The organism is Vibrio sp. MED222 (assembly GCF_000153005.1).
Lineage (GTDB): Bacteria > Pseudomonadota > Gammaproteobacteria > Enterobacterales > Vibrionaceae > Vibrio > Vibrio tasmaniensis_A.
Window position 1 is genome coordinate 216787 of record NZ_CH902609.1, and the last position, 17473, is coordinate 234259.

Consider the following 17473-nt stretch of genomic DNA (forward strand, 5'->3'; position numbering starts at 1 on the left):
CATAATTACTCTGGAATGTATATTTCTGCTTGGCCGGTTATAACTTTTTGCTTGCCCACTTTACAATACGTATCAAAATAAACGCGACGTTTATTTATATCAATTTCGCTTACAACTACAGTAGCAACAACCGTATCATCAATGTAAACGGGCTTCCTAAACTTCAAGGATTGAGATACATAGACACAGCCTTCACCTGGCAGCTTAGTTCCAAACAGCGCGGAAAAAAAACTAGAGCTAATCATGCCATGAGCGATTCTTTTCTTAAAACGAGAGTTTTCAGCATAAACTTCATCAAGATGAACGGGGTTTCTATCTCCAGAGAAGCCAGCAAATTGCTTTACATCAGCTTCAGAAATAGTTTGAGAGTATGATGCGGACATCCCAACTTCAATATCGTGAATATCATACATTTAGTTACTCTCCTTTACCCATTGCTGTACGACATCATCTGGATAGCCTCTATGGAAGTGATTAACCCAAGGGTAAGCTGGCTTGCGGCTACCATCTTTCAAGCGTATTCTTGCGGCAGGGCCGATTAATTTCGCTGGATTACCAGAATAAAGCATATCTTCTTGAGTGCTTTTAGCTACTGTTGAACTTGCTCCAACTAAACAACCTTTAGCGATCGTGACTCCCGGTAATATTACGGACATTGTAGCTATCACAGCATAGTCTTCAATAACAACGCCTTGCATTACGTTACTTGGCGGATGCGGGTCATTCGTAAGGACAACATAGGGAAATAGCCAGACGTAATCTCCGACTTTTGAAAGTTTTCCTACATGAACATTACTGTGAAGCCTCACATAATCACCAAATTCACAATCCCCTTGTATATCTGATAGGGTTCCAATTTGAAAGTTTTTACCAGCGACGGTTTTCTCTCGAACAGAAACTCGATGACCCGTAACTAAACCTTCATCAAAAGTCGAACCCTCATAAAACATACTGTATGAGCGAATATGTGAATTTTTACCAACAACTAACTTTCTATTACCTGATAAAGAAGTTTCTACACCTAGTTCACAGTTACTTTCGACAACCGTATTGTCTCCAATATCTACATTGTCATGAATTATACTAAAGGCTCCGATAGTTACATTTTTACCAATCGTTGCTTTTTTCGATACGATCGCACTTTTATGTATAGTCATTAGTTTACCAACCTTAAAAATTCTTCATAATCACGAATATAATCTGACTCATCGTAAATATTACTCGCGAGTACCAACAAAACACAATCCTTTGAAAAATCGTGCATTTCTCGCCATTTGTTATTATCAATATACAACCCTTGTTCTGGACTATCGAGTACAACGCTCTCTCTCGACTGACCATCATCTAAGACAATTCTACAGCTACCTTTCACACAAATCGCCATTTGCTCTAATTTTTTGTGAGCATGAAAGCCTCTAGATATTTGGCTCTTTGTATCAAAAATATAGTAAACACGCTTAATTTCAAAGGGAATGTTACCCAATTCTTCGAGAGAAACTAATGATCCTCTATCGTCACCAAGCACATTGAATTTAAATGTTTTAATCATCAAGTTTTTCCAATAGTTTTTCTAGTTCTTTGACATCTACGTTCGCATCACCGTGAACAGAGTTTGAGTTATCGTCAGGAGTAGTAAGGAAGTGAATCAAATGAACATTTGAAACATCAGCTAAGGGCTGAAATACATAATAGTTAGTGCTTTGTGCCGATGGGTATAGTGATATAGCTGTACTACCTGGTTTCATGAATAATAAATTGGTAAAGGCAGCACCAGAAGCACCAACTATAACTTCAGCTTGCGAAAATAAATTATACTGCTCAAAAAAATCAAGAGAGCCAGGATCAACAAAGTCGAATCCTTTCCTATACAGTAACCTCTCTAAATCTAGAACATTACTGAGCTTCCTTAGCTTGGTGTTTTCTCTTTGTAAGTATATTTTTTTATTTTTCAAAATATAATTGTTCGATAGTGTGTTTTTTGACAATTTATCTTTAACTTTTTTCAAACAATCAGAAGAAACAAAAAATTCCTTTTTCGGATTAGGCAAAGACCGAGTATTATCAAGAGAAGTCCATAAAGGAGTACAATAGATTAAACTTTCGCAATAAACTAACTGACCCTTTTTTACGTGACAGAGATGATATTCAGTATTTTTTAACTCAGACAAGAGAAGTTCGATAAGGGAAAGACTTTGTTGAGGGGTTCCCTCTTCAACTAAAATGGTTATTTTTTCATCTTTAGATTCAATATACTCCATCATATTAGCTAGCTTTGGTATAACTTCTGTAACCCAGTGATAATAATTAGTCGAATGTTCTTTTAATAAACTTACCACTAATCCATCTAGAGTTAACTTTTCACGAATAAACGAAATCTGAAAATCAAAACCTTCCAGTTCTTCATATTTCAAGAAAATATCTGGCCGCTTTAAATCATGAATATTTTCCATTAGGCTTAATTCATGATGGTACATATTTATTCCGGAAATTACAGCATCTGTAGAACCAATAACCTGAACTCCGCTTAAACGCACAACTTTAGTATCAGGTAATCTACCTTCAAGCGATGAACGTTTACATTCCTGATTATCTACATACAAGAGTGGACCTTGTACACTTGCATAGCGTTCAGATACATGTTGGATAATTTCACATCCCCCCCCCAATAACTCTAAATCCCCGACTAGTCTTACATCGAAACGATTTTCTTCGGGTTTATTTTCCTTAGATTTAAATAAACTTATTAGCCTAAAAAAAACATGGCGGTAGAATATAATACTGTCAATATATTGGTGACGAATAAACCTAGGGAACAAATAATATAGACTTCTCAATAACATTTAAAATCCATTTGTAATTTTACAAACTAATAAAACAAAAATTTCAATTCAATATCGAACGATAATTATCATTTCAACAAACGAGCATACCCAAAGCCTGATCGGCCAAAACCATTACCGTTATAAAACATAAGATAACTCTCTTTTACTTTTATTACATGGGGATATGCTATCATTTCAGAATCCCAGCCCGAAGCGCTAATATCAATTCCTGCAAGGTCGTCATTTCGATTCCAAACAATGCCATCCTTCGACTCGGCATATCCAATACGATAGCTAGCTTTTGGATCAGTTCTATAGTTTGTGAAATTACGGTATGAAAACCACATTCGATATCTTCCGTTTTCTTTGACTACAGAAGCTTTTACGATACCTGCCTCTTCCTCATTTTTATAGTCTATAGCGACTTTTCCTTCTCTGACCCAATTGATCCCATCTTCAGACTCAGCATATTTGATATGGTAACGTGGTTCCGATTTACCATTGACAACCTTCCAACCAGTACAGGATAAGTACCAATTTTTCCAAACACCATCATCAAATAAAACGCAAGTAGACGCCGAAAAATAAGGTTCTTTCCAATCTCTATCCCACAACGGCCCTTCGGAGAACCTAACAAATTTATCATCGGAAGAAGAAGCGATTGCTAAACCTACACTGTTGTGATAGGAAATATTATCCCTTACATTCCACCCGATATAATATAACCATCGTTCATCACCTCGATTAACAACCCATGATGGCATTACACCTCTATCATCAAATGTACCTAAGCTTCCAAGGTCAAGTAGAGGGCTTTCATTAATATGAATAATTTCTAAAGGGTTATCTGCATTAAGATCGACAAATGTTGGTAGACTTAAACCATCAATATTTCTAGTGGAAAAGTATACACGTATAATATTCTTATCTTCAATATAATCAGCAACTGGAGCTTGGGCATGAGTAACACTCCAAGGTATAGTGTTGTTGGGTTTATATATCAGCCCCACCTTTTCCCATTTATAATGATTAAAATACGTCATAGCTAAAACGAGTCCCTTTTTTCTTTGCGGGATGACCGATATACACTCCCCACTCTTCTGTTTCTTTTAAAGTTAGACACGAAGACATTGATAAGAGTGTGCCTTTGGCTAGATTGGAACCATCTCTTATAGTCGAATTAACACCTAGAAAGCAATTCTCGCCAATTACACAGTGCCCTGACATTACGACATGTGAAGTAAAAAAAACATGGTCTTTAACTATACCATGGTGCCCAATATGGTTCCCACTCCACAACACTACATTATTCCCAATTACAGAAAATGGTTGAATAGTATTATTTTCCAATATAAAACAATTCTCTCCAATTACATTGTTAAAAACTGTAGCTTTTGAACTGACATACGAAATGAAGTCATACCCTTTTTCTTTACCTTCTAAGTATACTTTTTCTCTTAGAGTATTCATTCTCTTTGCCATCATTGGCGCAAACAAATCATATTGTTCTGGAGGGTATTTTTTTTCCAACTCTTCAAAAGGTATAACAGGAAGATTATTATATCTTTTACATTTCATGTATTTTTCATGGACTGTAAAAGCAACTACTTTGTAAGGTGAATCCGTAGTCAAATAGTAATACGCAAGTTCGGCAAAGTCTTCAACCCCAAATACAACAATTGGCTTCATCACTAGTCCCTACTTATAGACGTAAACTGTATATTCATATAAACCATAGTCATTCCGTATGATATATTTCCTTGAGACATTTTTTGACAAGAACTCTGTGAGCAAGTCCAGAGAAAGGTGAAATAAATCATCCCTCTCCCAATCTACATTTTTTGACATTACATTGAACGCCATACCTATATTTACCTTTGCAAAAACACGAGTAAGTACAGCTTTGAAAAAGGATAACATTTCTTCGAATGAGAGGTCACATTTTTCAGTAAATACTCCATTTAGAATAGCGTAGTCAAACTGTGGTAATTCGGTATCGTTATTTAATATATCAACACAATAGTAGCTGTTGCCTGGAAATTTCTCCTTAGACAAGGTCACAAACTTCCTTGATATATCAAGGCCTGAATAATCTACATTATTAAGCTCTACATCTTTCAAGTATTCAAAAAAATGAGAAGCCCCACAGCCAAAGTCTAACAAGGAAATACGCGAGTTAAGATCTTCTTGTACAATTAAATCTTTCATAATTGCATATCGTAACCTCGCATCTTCTTTATTTGGCCAATCGACACCTAAATGAGTGTCACCATATAAATCTAAACATTTTTCGTAATGTTTCATTATCGTAAGATGTTGATTTTTCATAACTAGCCCTATGATTAAATCTTAGCAAAAACTGTTTTCAATCGCTAAGGTATTAAATTTGACTTAAAAGATCAGGAAAAAATAGCAAGGCAACGTTTATATATATTTATAAAAAGCCTTGATAGTTTATTTAAAAAAGTAGGTCTATCTAGACGTTCAAGTAATTGATTGTTTATAGCTTTCATTTCAATAACTTGGTCATTTATAGCTCTAATTTCATAATTTTTCACTTCTAATTTTTTTTGCATGACCTCAATGAAATCTTCCTTACCTTTTATTTTGCTTTTTAAAAGGTCTATTTCATCTTGCTGATAGCCGATTGACAACTGCAAACTCTGTATTACTTCAGAATTTTCATTAATCCTTTTCTCACTAGATTGATTATGTTCATAGAAATACTCAACTAACTTTAAAAGCTCGTTGTATTCAAAAACATTCAAATTTTCAATAATTTCTTGCTTATAATTCTTGTATTCACATAAGGAAGATCTAATGTATAACGGCATATAGTTTTGTTCATATCTTTGTCTAAAGCCACGATTATATCTAACGATCGATTCTAAGTTTTTCTTTAATTGAAATAGCTTACTTAAACGACTCCACTCGCCATTTTTGTGAATCCTATACGATGACATAGATTCATCAATATAGTGAATCGGACCAAGTTCCGACATCAATGTTAATAAGAGCCAGTCGCCAGGATTTTTCCTAAAGAAGTCAAAATCTATTTTTTTCATCATATTTATTCGATATAACATCGACGATGTATGAAAATATGCTAGTCCCTTTGTAAAATCGTCAATCGTAAAAGTATTTTTTATACTTTGATTAACAATATATTCGTTGTCGCTTTTGCTTTGGTTTTTAATAACTTTAGTATTGTGTGAACAACCGGCGTGATCAGGTAGTTTTTCCAACATTTCAAACTGTTTTTGTAGCTTATTTTCATCAGTCCAATAATCATCGCCTTCACAAAGAGCAATATATTTAGCACCACTATTAAGGCATCTAGGATAAAGATCATCAATAACAGATTTTCCCCCTGTATTTTTTTCAGGAAGAATCAACTCCAATTTAGAGCCATACCTACGTCGAAGATCAAAACACTTATCTCTCGTACCATCAATCGAACAATCATCTAAAAGAATCAATTTAAATGTAAATGTTGTCTTTTGACTCATGACTGATTCAACAGCTTGTTCAATATAATCTATATGGTTATAAGTACACATCCATACGATTACTAAAGGAGGATTATTCATTATAACTCCATGAAAAACAGTTATTATAGATACGTCTTCCCATTGAACATAAGAACGTCTATGATCGAAAGATTACTGACAAACTCATTAGAAAACTGGTCATAGACCAAAGATTTGTTCTCCATAAATCTTAGTTCAATATTGTTATTTAAGAATGCACCTCCAGCATAGAGGTCCCTCCCACCGAGTGCATTTATATATACACTAGCACATTCCTTTTGGCATATGTCGATTATTCTATCTTGCCCTTTTAACTGGGAGTTATTGTAGCGAGACGAGCTTATAACGAACTCTGAATTAATATCTAAGTGTTTAGAAATATTAACTATGCTATTGGTTATAAAGTCAGATAAGCTCTCTGATTTATAACCAATGATTTTACTTACCAAAGCGTAAGTTTCTTCAAAATGAGGGGCTCTTTTATAATTTAACTCAATTGTTTTAAGAAATTTGCTCTTCCATAATGAGATTTGGGGAGATAGCAATATTTCATTTATACGCCTATTCTGGCTAGCATTAACCAGAGGCATTGTAAACATTTTTGGCTCTCCGGATATTAATATCCGATTCCTATTTACCCATCCTTTTTTTATATAGTTGACATCATCATAAATTATAAATTTGTCGACTGACTTAATTAGCTCAAAATAACCGAAGTATGGGAAAAAGTAGGGTTGCATTATTGCTACTTTCATCGTGAGGCCCTAATCACATCAATTACGTTACTTGCATCATCTATATTAAGGTCAGAGTATATTGGGAGGCATAAAACTCTAGCACTTATTTTTTTTGCAACGCTAAGACTACCTTGTCTAAAAATTTCTCGATTGTTTTTATAAACATCAAAATCAGATACTAGCGGATAAAAGTATTTTCTAGATAAAATATTGTTATCTTTTAATATTTCATAAAGCATATCACGATCAATACCAAATTCACGTTCATTAACTACTATTGGAAAGTATGAGTAATTATATTTTACGTTATCAGATTCCTTCAGAACTTCGATACCAGGCACGTCAGATAGCTTTTCACGGTACAAATCAGAAATGCTCTTGCAATGAGTGATTTGCTCCTCAACATACTTTAACTGAGCTAAGCCAAAAGCAGCCTGTACTTCATTCATTTTGCCATTAATCCCAATATCAACCACCGATTCTTCTCCAGCAAAGCCAAAGTTTTTCAAGAAATCGATCTTTTTCTTCATATCAGGACAGTTTGTTATTAGAGCTCCACCTTCAATCGTATTGAATACCTTTGTTGCATGAAAACTCATCATTGATAAGTCACCGAAATTTAAAATAGACTCACCGTCAACTTCAACACCAAAGGAATGAGCTGCATCATAGAAAACTTTCAAATCATATTTATCAGCAATAGATTTTAGAGCTTTTACATCACATGGGGTTCCATAAACATGAACTGGCATTATAGCTTGCGTTTTTTCAGAGATTAAGCTCTCTATCTTAGAGGGATCCAAATTATAGCTATCGGGATCTATATCACAAAACACAGGGGTACAACCATTCCATTCAATTGCATGAGAAGTTGCTACAAACGTAAAAGGAGTGGTGATAACTTCTCCAGTTATCCCTAAAGCTTTGAGACCAGTCAATAAAGCAATAGTACCATTACAAAATAAAGAAACGTACTTAACTCCAAGATGGTTGGCTAAAGCTCTTTCTAGTTCTTGGTGATAATGCCCCCCATTAGTAAGCCATTTCCTATCCCAGATATCCTCTAGCATTTGGTTAAATTCACTAAGAGGCGGAAATGAGGGCTGTGTTACTTTAATTTTCATGTCTTATTCTCCCAAGGAAAAGAGCCATCGCTCTCAACACGAACCCCTACAAAATCCGCAAGCTTTTGATAAGAGTTTGTCTCCGCAACATTTAAAACCAATAAATTTTCTGGCTTATCTTTAAAGAATTCTTTTACGTCCTTCTCGTGCTTTTCGTATAAATCCATGTAATGCTTCTTATCATAAAGCGGTACGTTTGGATAACCATACATAACTTTCATTGCATCCAAACTATACCCTTTATAGCGATACATAGAGTTATCTAGATCATGTTTAGAGGGTAAGCTATTCTTATCAGTTGAAAAGACTTTGGAATGAAACCGAGTAAGAGACTCATACCACTGCTCTGAAGAATCTCTCAACGTCAAAATAAACTTGGCATTTGGGTATTGTTCAAAGATTTTTATATATGTTCCAGGTAGAGAAAAAGGAATATCTTGAAAAGCGTCAGCCATTTCACAAAATCTGAGTATTTTTTCAAATTGATTATTATTCCAATCAAATATTAGCATTTCCGCTGTTGCTTGGTCCCCTAAAGTAAAACCAAATAATCGAAATGCATTTTCTAATGAAGTTGTACCTGTTTTATTGAACCCTATACAGAAATACTTTGTGTTATTGTTAATTGCACTCATTTATATATCAACCATTATATATCACTCTAGAATTACAGTAGCCTCTGATTTTTTCTAAATCTCTTTCACTGTTAACTTAGGAAACACATGAACTTTGGACCATAATGTTATTTCCGGTCTAACTTTAACTTTAAACAAGTAGGCATTAGGTATTGCATCTATAAAATTATAGGACACATTTTCCACTAGTGTTGACGTAATTGTAGCTTGGATTGAGTAATGGTTATATTGTAATGGAAGTCTAAAGTCATAATCGACAATATGACGACTTCCTTTCTTTATATCAATTAACTCCCCCTCAGAAAGAAGGCAACCTCCTGATATAATATTAATTTTCTTGTCATCAAAAACCTGAAAATTAACGCTCACTTTGTCTTCTATATCACTTTCGATATGTATTCTTAGTCTAACTTCTTCATTAAAGTCAGCCTCATGCACTAATTCGCCATTCTTGTCTAAAAGTTCAACTAAAGTTATGTTTGCGCCGCCTGAACCGTATCGAAATTCTGCAACACGCGTCTTAAACACTTTTAAGCTCTTTAGATCTCTTGTCTCTTTGAGCTCAGCACGTGGTAATATATTGGAATTCAGTTCGGGTTTATCAACCACAGCAAGGTCTTTAGAAATACGATCGCTTTGTGCCTCTCGCATCTCTCTCATATATAATTCAGCGACTTCTCCAGCGTGACCTTCAGCATGAAGAACTCCATTTTTTATGTAGATTGCCCTCTCACACAAACTCTTCACACTACTGATATCATGACTAACGAAAAGAATAGTAGTGCCATTCTCTTGAATTCTTTTCATTGCTGTCATACATTTAGCTTGAAAGTTCATATCACCGACGGCTAATGCCTCATCCACAATTAGTATGTCGGGATCAATACTGATAGCTATAGAAAATGCTAATCGTGCAAACATCCCCGAAGAATAACCACGCACAGGTTGATTAATGTGATCACCTATGTCTGCAAATGCAATGATCTGATCTAGTTTTTTGTCGACACTTTCTTTAGACACTCCCATCAAAGAACTGTTAACATAAATATTTTCAATTCCAGTCAGTTCATTATTGAATCCGGTTCCTAGCTCCAATATAGATGATACAACGCCGTTTACTTGAGAAGCTCCTGATGTAGGAGTTAGAACTCCAGTGATAATCTTGAGAAGTGTTGACTTACCTGCACCATTTTGACCAATTATTCCAACAGTTTCACCTTTGTGGATATCGAAGCTTACATCTCGAAGTGCATAGAAGTCTTCATGGTAGACTTTTCTAAATGGGTGAAGAGCCTCTTTAAAGCGGTCCTTTGGATTATGGTACATTGGATAAGTCTTGGTTACGCCTTTGCAACTTATGGCAAGTTCATTCATAATTTAAACCTTCTATAATACATCCGCAAAGTGCGGCTTTAATCTTTTGAAACAAACAACACCAAATAATAAAGTAACAAAAGTCACAAACCAGAAGTATGCGGTCCAACTCATAGACTCCCAAAACCAAAGATCCGTTGTTAATGTGTTTCTATAGCCTTCAGTAATATAGAATACTGGGTTTAATTTAAATACCCACTGATATTGTTGGGGCACCATTGCGATATCCCAAAAAATCGGAGTGCCCCAAAAACCTAATTGTATTAGAACTGCGATAAACTGACCGATATCACGGAAGAAAATAACTATAGACGAGGTAATCCAAGACACTCCAATCATCAAAAGTAGTGAGCATATTAAGTAGTATGGTATTTGAAGCCAATTTAAACTTGGGTAATAACCATAAGCAAACGCAATTGAAAAAAGAATGGCTATAAAGAATAAGTGAATAATTAGTGCTGATATCAGTTTTACTATCGGTAGTAAACTAACCCTAAAAACAATTTTCTTTACAATATTTGCTTGTTCTACAATTGAATTAGTCGCATTTGACAACATTTCTGCTATGAAGAACCAAGGAATCATAGCTGAGACAAGCCAAAGTGTAAATGGAACTCCATTGGATGTAGGCTGCGCCTTAAAGCCAACTTGGAAAACGAACCATATAACCATAATCGTAACAAGTGGTTGAATAAATGCCCAAACACCACCAAATAGAGAGCCTAGGTATCTATTTTGGATATCTCGCTTGGCCATAGTAATTAATAACTCACGACTACTATAAATGCCCTTAATGAACTTTAATGGTATTTTATACATTTCCCTACCTTAAAATTTAATATAATAGCTTCTTAAGTTTAAGCTATTTAATCACGAATTATCAAACTATAGTGGAATGATTTCGTTAATTCTTTTTCCTATACTATCTTTTTCTGACAGAGTTGGTGGACTCTCAATTGGCCATTTAATATTTACGGTTTCATCTTTCCAGAATAAACAGTGCTCAGCTTCAGGGTTATAATAGTCCGTACATTTATAAACGAACTCTGCTTCTTCACTAGTCACATAAAATCCATGAGCAAAACCTTCCGGAACCCACAATTGACGTTTATTTTCAGCAGATAATAATTCCCCCACCCATTGTCCAAAAGTCGGTGAGTCTTTTCTAATATCAACAGCCACATCAAATACCTCACCGGACACAACTCGAACTAGCTTTCCTTGGGTATTTTGGGTTTGGTAATGTAAGCCACGTAAAATACCTTTTTTAGATTTGGAGTGGTTATCTTGAACAAATGACGTTGCTTTACCGGTTACGAGCTTTTCAAATTTATCTTGGCTCCAAGTCTCCATAAAGAAACCACGCTCATCACCAAACACACTCGGCTCTATAATTTTTACATCGCGAATAATTGTATTAATTACTTTCATTTTATTCTACCAATGATTTATAATAAACTGTTACTGCGTCACTGTTAATAATACTACCCTTATATTCTTTGTATCCAACCTTAAATTTATTATCATTAGTGTCATCAATAACAAAATCATAATCATCATTTAAGTTAAAGTTAGCTTTCTTGCACTGATAGTATCCATCCTCATTGGATTCATGCCACACATAACAACCTGACCTTGAATATAATGTGAATTTATTGTCTATTTTTGTTCTTATATATAAATTCATTACTGAAGAGGAATAGTCCAAATAATTACCCTCTTTCAAGTTGTAGTAAATATTCAAATCCTTATTTCCTTCCACCTCGTTCAAATAACTTGAAATAACCCCTAGCCGAACCTGCTTTGCTTTCGAACTTGAAAGTTGGGTGACACTAATAACACATGTTTGATACGTAAAAAACACAAAAGTAACTATAAAAATAGCTCTCGCTGATCTATTCTTCCACTTTAACATCTCAGAATTTTCAAACATATCAGCGAATACATAACAGCATGAAAGAAAGATTAATAGGTTTGCAGCACTAAAATAGTAAAAACCTGAGGGCATTTTCAATGCAAATATTCCAAATGCATATGCATTTGCGCCTAGAAACAAGACAAACGCTCTCTGCAAATATCCACTACTTAATCCATTAATAATAAAAACAATAGATATAGCCAATGATAATAATAAGAATGGATAGTGGTATAACCCTTGAATACTGAAAGTGTATTCTAAGTATTGGATTAAGTCTCCTCCTTGCGTATATAATTCCCCCTTTGTTTGTAGTGATTGAATAATAATATACGAAATAAAGAACAGTACACTCATTACTAGCAAATACAATTCAAACGATAACTTTTTATACCAAAATTTCAAGTCAAGAATATCTTTATAGCTAATGATATTTTTTGATATCTTCAGGATAATCATTGCAGCTGAAAAAGCCAAATATATGACTAACGTAGGTTCTTTATAGTAAAGAGAAATACTTGCAAAAAGCAGACCTAATTTAATTCTACGTGTATCAGTTGATTCAAATGTAAAATAAAGGAACAGTAACAAAAAAAACAGTTGGTTTCGTTCCGGTATGATCAGGTTTGAAAATGATACTGATAGTGAGGAAATAAATATAGGGATTATCAATAATAACTTTAAATTATTACTTCTAAGTGGGATTAATTTATACAAGCAGAAAATTGAAATCAATGATTGTATAAAAGGGAGAGAAAACAAGCCTAAGAATCCAAACTTTTCTAATGTCAAAAAGTTGAATTCTTGGTGACCCAATGGAAAAAATCTCCCACTGTATAAAACAGGCCGTATGAGTGAATTTAAATAACCTACAGAGTCAGAGTGACGATATTCCAACGGTAAGAATAAGTTTAGCGCATAGATTGAAACCCCACCAATGAAAATAGCCACAACAATTACACTGAAAAAAGTTTTCTCTTTTAAGATTTTAACTTCAATATTATCTTTAAACATACCACAGACAATCGACTTCGGCTTGATGAAAATTAATATGGGGATTATCACTCCAAGAAAAACTAGAGAGAAGCAAATTTGGTCCAAACTCATGTCTAAAAACCTTATTATTCTATTTAATAGATAGTAATACTATACCAAATATAGTTAATACAACCCCTGATATTTGCAATCCACTTAAATACTCAGAGAATATAAAAACACCACTGAGGGTGATGCATAAAATAGTCAAGCCAGCCATAACAGGCGAAACTATCGATAATGGATACATAGAGTATATTTTTAGTGTAATAAGAAAACTACCGCCATAAAAAAATAGTGCCAATAACACACCATAGAGAAAACCATTACTTATAGATAATGGAAACACACGCCCACTACAGTATTTAAGTAATACCTGTGCAGAAACATTTAGTGAAATAGCAATAGCTATATATAAGATCCCTCCCATAATTATATCCTATTATTATTTTCTGTAACTCTGTCGATAATATACGTAGGTGCTTTATTCACTTCTATGAAAACCCTTCCTATATATTCACCAATAACGCTTAAGCCGATTAATTGAATACCACCTAGAAAATATATTGGCAGTGTAATTGACGCCCAACCAGGAACAGTTCCACCAAATATAATTGACATTGATAAAATATATAGCGACATTAAAATGCAAGTGAGAACAATAAGACCACCAAGTGCTGCAAACAATCTAAGAGGGACTATTGAAAAGGAAATAATTCCGCTTAACGCAAGATTCATCATTTTTTCAAACGTATATTTACTTTCACCATGTTCTCTATCGTAAACATCAAACTCAACAATTGAAGATCGTAAACCTAATGTTGGAATGATCCCACGTAAGAAAGGGTTTTTCCCATCATGTGACGACAAGATATCTAGGGCTTTATTTGACAAGCCTCGATAATCAGCATGACCCGGAACTAGGTCAATGCCTAGTTTTTTTGCTAATCTATAGAAACATTTTGCTAACGTTTTTTTTAATAATCCATCTGTATTTCTATCTTTCCTGACACCATAAACCACATCATTCCCATTCTTAAAGTCCAAAATGAAATCTTCTATTACAGAAGGGTCTTGTTGCAAATCCGCATCTAGGGAAATAGAGAAATCACACTTGTCTACCGAACAATCCAAGCCTGATTTCAGTGCGACTTGGTGCCCTTTATTAATGGAAAGCTTGATTCCTTTTATTTTATCATTATTTTCGGCTAGTGCTTCAATTCGAGACCATGTATCATCTTTTGAACCATCATCCACAAACAATATATCACTGGATATGTCAATCACCGCTCTATCAATGAGGTTTTCATATATAACTAATAGCTTCTCTGCACACTTATTAATATTAACTCCTTCATTGTAAGAAGGAATTATAAGTCTTAGTTTATTCATATCTTTTTATACCTAATTTTAGTCGACTCACCCAATCGCTTGCATTTATCCCAAACGTATTACGTATTAGTGTTGTATTGAGCTTAGAATTTTCTGGACGCTTAGCGAGAGTTGGGTACTCTTCAGTCGTTATTGAGTTAACTGCTGGTGAACACTTCAGGACACCTTGTTCAACCGCTTCATCAAAAATAGCTTGCGCAAACTGGCTCCAGCTTACATGTGGTAATCCAGAGAAGTGGTAAATACCAAACCTATCAGTTTCTCCATTACAAATAGCCTTAGCGATAGTTACTAACGCAGATGCGATATCACCGGCATAAGTCGGCCCACCAAACTGATCTCCCACAATACTTAGAGATTCATAGCTATTTGCTAAACGCAACATGGTCTTAACAAAGTTATTGCCATTCTCACCAAACACCCACGCAGTACGAAGGATAATATGTTTTTTACACTCTTGTGCTACGGCGATTTCACCTGCTAGTTTACTTTTACCGTAAACACCTTGAGGGTTTGTAGCATCCGTTTCTGCATATTCGCCTACTTTATCTCCATCAAAAACATAATCCGTAGAGATATGCAGCATTGCAGCACCAACGCTCTGCGCTGCTTGTGCGAGGTATTTTGGACCATCACGGTTTATCGCATAAGAAAGGTCAAGCTCCTCTTCAGCCTTATCAACCGCTGTATGTGCCGCTGCATTAATAATGATGCTAGGCTCAAATTCAGCCACAATAGCATTAACGGCCTCTTGACTAGTAATATCAAGATGCTCTCTATCAAGAGCTAATACTGCTATATTTTCATTATTGGCTAATTGTTTAGTTAGACAAGAGCCCACTTGACCATGACAACCGGTAATTAATACACGCATTAAGCATCAGCCCTCTTTTGAGATTCACTAACTAGGCGCGTTAAGTACTGACCATATTCATTTTTCATCATTGGTTTAGCTAGAGTCAGAACTTGTTCATCACTCAACCAACCGTTACGCCAAGCGATTTCTTCTAAACACGCGACTTTCAAACCTTGGACATTTTCAATCGTTTGGACGAAAGAAGAGGCTTCGTGTAGGCTTTCATGCGTACCGGTATCTAGCCACGCAAAACCGCGACCTAATAATTCCACATTCAGTGAACCATCGTTTAAGTACATTTCATTTAGCGTGGTAATTTCTAACTCACCACGATGAGAGGGCTTCACTTGCTTGGCCATTTCCACCACGCGATTATCGTAGAAATACAAACCCGTTACCGCGTAATTGGATTTTGGTGTTGCCGGCTTTTCTTCAATCGAAATCGCTTTCATCTCTTCATCAAATTCGACCACACCAAAACGCTCTGGGTCTTTGACTTGGTAGCCAAAAACTGTCGCACCACTTTCACGGCTGGCAGCATTTTTTAAAGTGTCACTAAATGATTGCCCATAGAAGATATTGTCGCCGAGTACTAAACAAACAGAATCATCACCAATAAAATCTTCACCTATAATGAAAGCTTGTGCTAAACCATCTGGGCTTGGTTGAATAGCATACTCAAGACTAATACCAAAATCAGAACCATCACCAAGCAAGCGCTTAAAACCTGCATTATCTTCTGGAGTCGTGATAATCAAGATGTCTTTGATTCCAGCTAACATCAATGTAGAAATCGGGTAAAACACCATTGGTTTGTCGTAGATCGGCAAGAGTTGCTTTGATACACCACGAGTCAATGGGTACAAACGAGTGCCTGAACCACCAGCTAGAACAATACCTTTCATTATTTACTTCCCTTTGATTCAGTTTTTTCTACACCTAAACGCTCACGTTGGTAACTACCATCTTGTACATTTTGACACCACGCTGAATTGTCTAGATACCATTGCACCGTTTTACGAAGACCTGTTTCAAACGTCTCCTCGGGTGTCCAACCTAACTCACGCTGCATTTTAGATGAGTCAATGGCGTAACGGCGGTCATGACCAGGGCGGTCTTGAACATAGGTAATTTGTTCTGCATACGCTGACTCTTTCGGTACTAAAGTATCTAAGATGTCACAAATAGTGTTTACGACTTCGAGGTTTTTCTTCTCGTTGTGGCCACCAATATTGTATGTCTCCCCGACTTTACCTTCAGACACTACTTTGTAGAGTGCCCGTGCATGATCTTCAACAAACAACCAGTCACGAATTTGGTCGCCTTTACCATAGATAGGAAGGTCTTTTCCTTCTAAAGCATTCAAAATGACTAATGGGATCAATTTTTCAGGAAAATGGTAAGGACCATAGTTGTTAGAGCAATTGGTTACGATAGTAGGGAGACCGTAAGTACGTAACCATGCGCGTACTAAGTGATCACTTGATGCTTTTGAAGCAGAGTATGGACTTGATGGTTCATACGAGGTTGTTTCCAAGAACATTGGCAGCTCAGTCCCTTCTGGAACTTCATCCGGATGCGGAAGGTCGCCATACACTTCATCAGTAGAGATATGGTGAAAACGAAATTCTGCTTTTGCATCCTCTTCAAGCTTATTCCAATATTCACGTGTCGCTTCTAGCAAGGTATAAGTGCCGACAATATTGGTTTCGATAAACGCTGCAGGGCCGGTAATAGAGCGATCAACATGTGACTCAGCAGCTAGATGCATGACAGCATCCGGTTTGTGCTCAGAGAACACTCGGTCAAGCTCTGAACGATTACAGATATCCACTTGCTCGAACGCGTAACGTCCATTCGAATCTACTTCTATAAGAGATTCTAGATTACCTGCATAAGTGAGTTTATCAACGTTTACCACACTGTCCGTTGTCTTATTTATAATGTGACGTATAACTGCTGAGCCAATAAAACCAGCACCACCGGTGACTAATATCTTCACAAAAACTCCTAAAATAAACCTTGATAATCAACAGACCAACACGCAGTAGCA

20 protein-coding genes are annotated in these 17473 nt (G+C 35.6%); all 20 read right to left on the minus strand.

The features are described from left to right. Positions 1–5: 5 nt before the first annotated feature. The 20 genes from MED222_RS06165 to rfbB all read right to left on the minus strand — a co-directional run bounded on the left by MED222_RS06165 (position 6) and on the right by rfbB (position 17422). Positions 6–413: a MaoC family dehydratase gene (locus MED222_RS06165; RefSeq protein WP_009847939.1), complete on the minus strand. Its 408-nt coding sequence runs from the start codon at positions 411–413 to the stop codon at positions 6–8. Then, entirely contained in the window at positions 414–1157 is a 744-nt protein-coding gene (locus tag MED222_RS06160; protein WP_009847940.1) for an acyltransferase, read from the minus strand. Further along, positions 1157–1549, minus strand: coding sequence for a sugar 3,4-ketoisomerase (locus MED222_RS06155; RefSeq protein ID WP_009847941.1), 393 nt, complete (start codon positions 1547–1549; stop codon positions 1157–1159). The genes MED222_RS06160 and MED222_RS06155 overlap by 1 nt, the downstream gene beginning before the upstream one ends. Next, positions 1542–2840, minus strand: a complete 1299-nt coding sequence (locus tag MED222_RS06150) for a glycosyltransferase family 61 protein (protein WP_009847942.1) — start codon at positions 2838–2840, stop codon at positions 1542–1544. The genes MED222_RS06155 and MED222_RS06150 overlap by 8 nt, the downstream gene beginning before the upstream one ends. 68 nt (positions 2841–2908) lie before the next feature. Continuing rightward, the gene (locus MED222_RS06145; protein WP_009847943.1) at positions 2909–3865 is read right to left on the minus strand and encodes a hypothetical protein; all 957 of its coding nucleotides are present in this window, start codon (positions 3863–3865) and stop codon (positions 2909–2911) included. Beyond that, entirely contained in the window at positions 3852–4511 is a 660-nt protein-coding gene (locus MED222_RS06140; protein WP_009847944.1) for an acetyltransferase, read from the minus strand. Before MED222_RS06140 ends, MED222_RS06145 begins: the two co-directional genes overlap by 14 nt. 9 nt (positions 4512–4520) lie before the next feature. Further along, on the minus strand, positions 4521–5150 hold the full coding sequence (locus tag MED222_RS06135; RefSeq protein WP_009847945.1) for a class I SAM-dependent methyltransferase: 630 nt from the start codon (positions 5148–5150) through the stop codon (positions 4521–4523). Positions 5151–5221: 71 nt separating this feature from the next. Then, a complete protein-coding gene (locus MED222_RS06130) occupies positions 5222–6412 on the minus strand; it encodes a glycosyltransferase (RefSeq protein WP_009847946.1) in 1191 nt (396 codons plus the stop codon). Positions 6413–6435: 23 nt separating this feature from the next. After that, complete coding sequence (locus MED222_RS06125) at positions 6436–7107, minus strand: WbqC family protein (protein WP_009847947.1); 672 nt, start codon at positions 7105–7107, stop codon at positions 6436–6438. Further along, on the minus strand, positions 7104–8213 hold the full coding sequence (locus tag MED222_RS06120; RefSeq protein WP_009847948.1) for a DegT/DnrJ/EryC1/StrS family aminotransferase: 1110 nt from the start codon (positions 8211–8213) through the stop codon (positions 7104–7106). Before MED222_RS06120 ends, MED222_RS06125 begins: the two co-directional genes overlap by 4 nt. After that, the gene (locus MED222_RS06115; protein ID WP_009847949.1) at positions 8210–8848 is read right to left on the minus strand and encodes a sulfotransferase; all 639 of its coding nucleotides are present in this window, start codon (positions 8846–8848) and stop codon (positions 8210–8212) included. Before MED222_RS06115 ends, MED222_RS06120 begins: the two co-directional genes overlap by 4 nt. Positions 8849–8902: 54 nt before the next feature. Further along, the gene (locus MED222_RS06110) at positions 8903–10222 is read right to left on the minus strand and encodes an ABC transporter ATP-binding protein (RefSeq protein WP_009847950.1); all 1320 of its coding nucleotides are present in this window, start codon (positions 10220–10222) and stop codon (positions 8903–8905) included. Positions 10223–10234: 12 nt separating this feature from the next. Further along, on the minus strand, positions 10235–11041 hold the full coding sequence (locus MED222_RS06105; protein WP_009847951.1) for an ABC transporter permease: 807 nt from the start codon (positions 11039–11041) through the stop codon (positions 10235–10237). A gap of 66 nt (positions 11042–11107) precedes the next feature. Beyond that, positions 11108–11653: a dTDP-4-dehydrorhamnose 3,5-epimerase gene (gene rfbC / locus MED222_RS06100; RefSeq protein WP_009847952.1), complete on the minus strand. Its 546-nt coding sequence runs from the start codon at positions 11651–11653 to the stop codon at positions 11108–11110. Between the two features lies 1 nt (position 11654). After that, complete coding sequence (locus MED222_RS06095) at positions 11655–13151, minus strand: hypothetical protein (RefSeq protein WP_136975323.1); 1497 nt, start codon at positions 13149–13151, stop codon at positions 11655–11657. Positions 13152–13263: 112 nt separating this feature from the next. Continuing rightward, positions 13264–13602: a hypothetical protein gene (locus MED222_RS22345; protein ID WP_032555297.1), complete on the minus strand. Its 339-nt coding sequence runs from the start codon at positions 13600–13602 to the stop codon at positions 13264–13266. Between the two features lie 2 nt (positions 13603–13604). Beyond that, positions 13605–14564 (minus strand): glycosyltransferase family 2 protein, encoded by a 960-nt coding sequence (locus MED222_RS06090; protein WP_009847954.1) that lies wholly within the window; start codon positions 14562–14564, stop codon positions 13605–13607. Next, positions 14557–15438 carry a dTDP-4-dehydrorhamnose reductase gene (gene rfbD / locus MED222_RS06085; protein WP_009847955.1) on the minus strand — a complete coding sequence of 294 codons (882 nt, stop codon included), beginning with the start codon at positions 15436–15438 and terminating at the stop codon, positions 14557–14559. Before rfbD ends, MED222_RS06090 begins: the two co-directional genes overlap by 8 nt. Continuing rightward, positions 15438–16325, minus strand: a complete 888-nt coding sequence (gene rfbA / locus MED222_RS06080) for a glucose-1-phosphate thymidylyltransferase RfbA (RefSeq protein ID WP_009847956.1) — start codon at positions 16323–16325, stop codon at positions 15438–15440. The genes rfbD and rfbA overlap by 1 nt, the downstream gene beginning before the upstream one ends. Further along, positions 16325–17422, minus strand: a complete 1098-nt coding sequence (rfbB, locus tag MED222_RS06075; protein WP_009847957.1) for a dTDP-glucose 4,6-dehydratase — start codon at positions 17420–17422, stop codon at positions 16325–16327. Before rfbB ends, rfbA begins: the two co-directional genes overlap by 1 nt. Between the last annotated feature and the right edge of the window lie 51 nt (positions 17423–17473).

Coding starts and splice junctions, on each gene's coding strand:
- MED222_RS06145 (WP_009847943.1), bottom strand. CDS start 3,865: ATGACGTATTTTAATCATTATAAATGGGAAAAGGTGGGGCTGATATAT.
- MED222_RS06155 (WP_009847941.1), bottom strand. CDS start 1,549: ATGATTAAAACATTTAAATTCAATGTGCTTGGTGACGATAGAGGATCA.
- MED222_RS06150 (WP_009847942.1), bottom strand. CDS start 2,840: ATGTTATTGAGAAGTCTATATTATTTGTTCCCTAGGTTTATTCGTCAC.
- rfbA (WP_009847956.1), bottom strand. CDS start 16,325: ATGAAAGGTATTGTTCTAGCTGGTGGTTCAGGCACTCGTTTGTACCCA.
- MED222_RS06125 (WP_009847947.1), bottom strand. CDS start 7,107: ATGAAAGTAGCAATAATGCAACCCTACTTTTTCCCATACTTCGGTTAT.
- MED222_RS06160 (WP_009847940.1), bottom strand. CDS start 1,157: ATGACTATACATAAAAGTGCGATCGTATCGAAAAAAGCAACGATTGGT.
- MED222_RS06115 (WP_009847949.1), bottom strand. CDS start 8,848: ATGAGTGCAATTAACAATAACACAAAGTATTTCTGTATAGGGTTCAAT.
- MED222_RS06140 (WP_009847944.1), bottom strand. CDS start 4,511: ATGAAGCCAATTGTTGTATTTGGGGTTGAAGACTTTGCCGAACTTGCG.
- MED222_RS06135 (WP_009847945.1), bottom strand. CDS start 5,150: ATGAAAAATCAACATCTTACGATAATGAAACATTACGAAAAATGTTTA.
- MED222_RS06090 (WP_009847954.1), bottom strand. CDS start 14,564: ATGAATAAACTAAGACTTATAATTCCTTCTTACAATGAAGGAGTTAAT.
- MED222_RS06120 (WP_009847948.1), bottom strand. CDS start 8,213: ATGAAAATTAAAGTAACACAGCCCTCATTTCCGCCTCTTAGTGAATTT.
- MED222_RS06130 (WP_009847946.1), bottom strand. CDS start 6,412: ATGAATAATCCTCCTTTAGTAATCGTATGGATGTGTACTTATAACCAT.
- MED222_RS06095 (WP_136975323.1), bottom strand. CDS start 13,151: ATGTTTAAAGATAATATTGAAGTTAAAATCTTAAAAGAGAAAACTTTT.
- rfbD (WP_009847955.1), bottom strand. CDS start 15,438: ATGCGTGTATTAATTACCGGTTGTCATGGTCAAGTGGGCTCTTGTCTA.
- MED222_RS06105 (WP_009847951.1), bottom strand. CDS start 11,041: ATGTATAAAATACCATTAAAGTTCATTAAGGGCATTTATAGTAGTCGT.
- rfbC (WP_009847952.1), bottom strand. CDS start 11,653: ATGAAAGTAATTAATACAATTATTCGCGATGTAAAAATTATAGAGCCG.
- MED222_RS22345 (WP_032555297.1), bottom strand. CDS start 13,602: ATGGGAGGGATCTTATATATAGCTATTGCTATTTCACTAAATGTTTCT.
- MED222_RS06110 (WP_009847950.1), bottom strand. CDS start 10,222: ATGAATGAACTTGCCATAAGTTGCAAAGGCGTAACCAAGACTTATCCA.
- MED222_RS06165 (WP_009847939.1), bottom strand. CDS start 413: ATGTATGATATTCACGATATTGAAGTTGGGATGTCCGCATCATACTCT.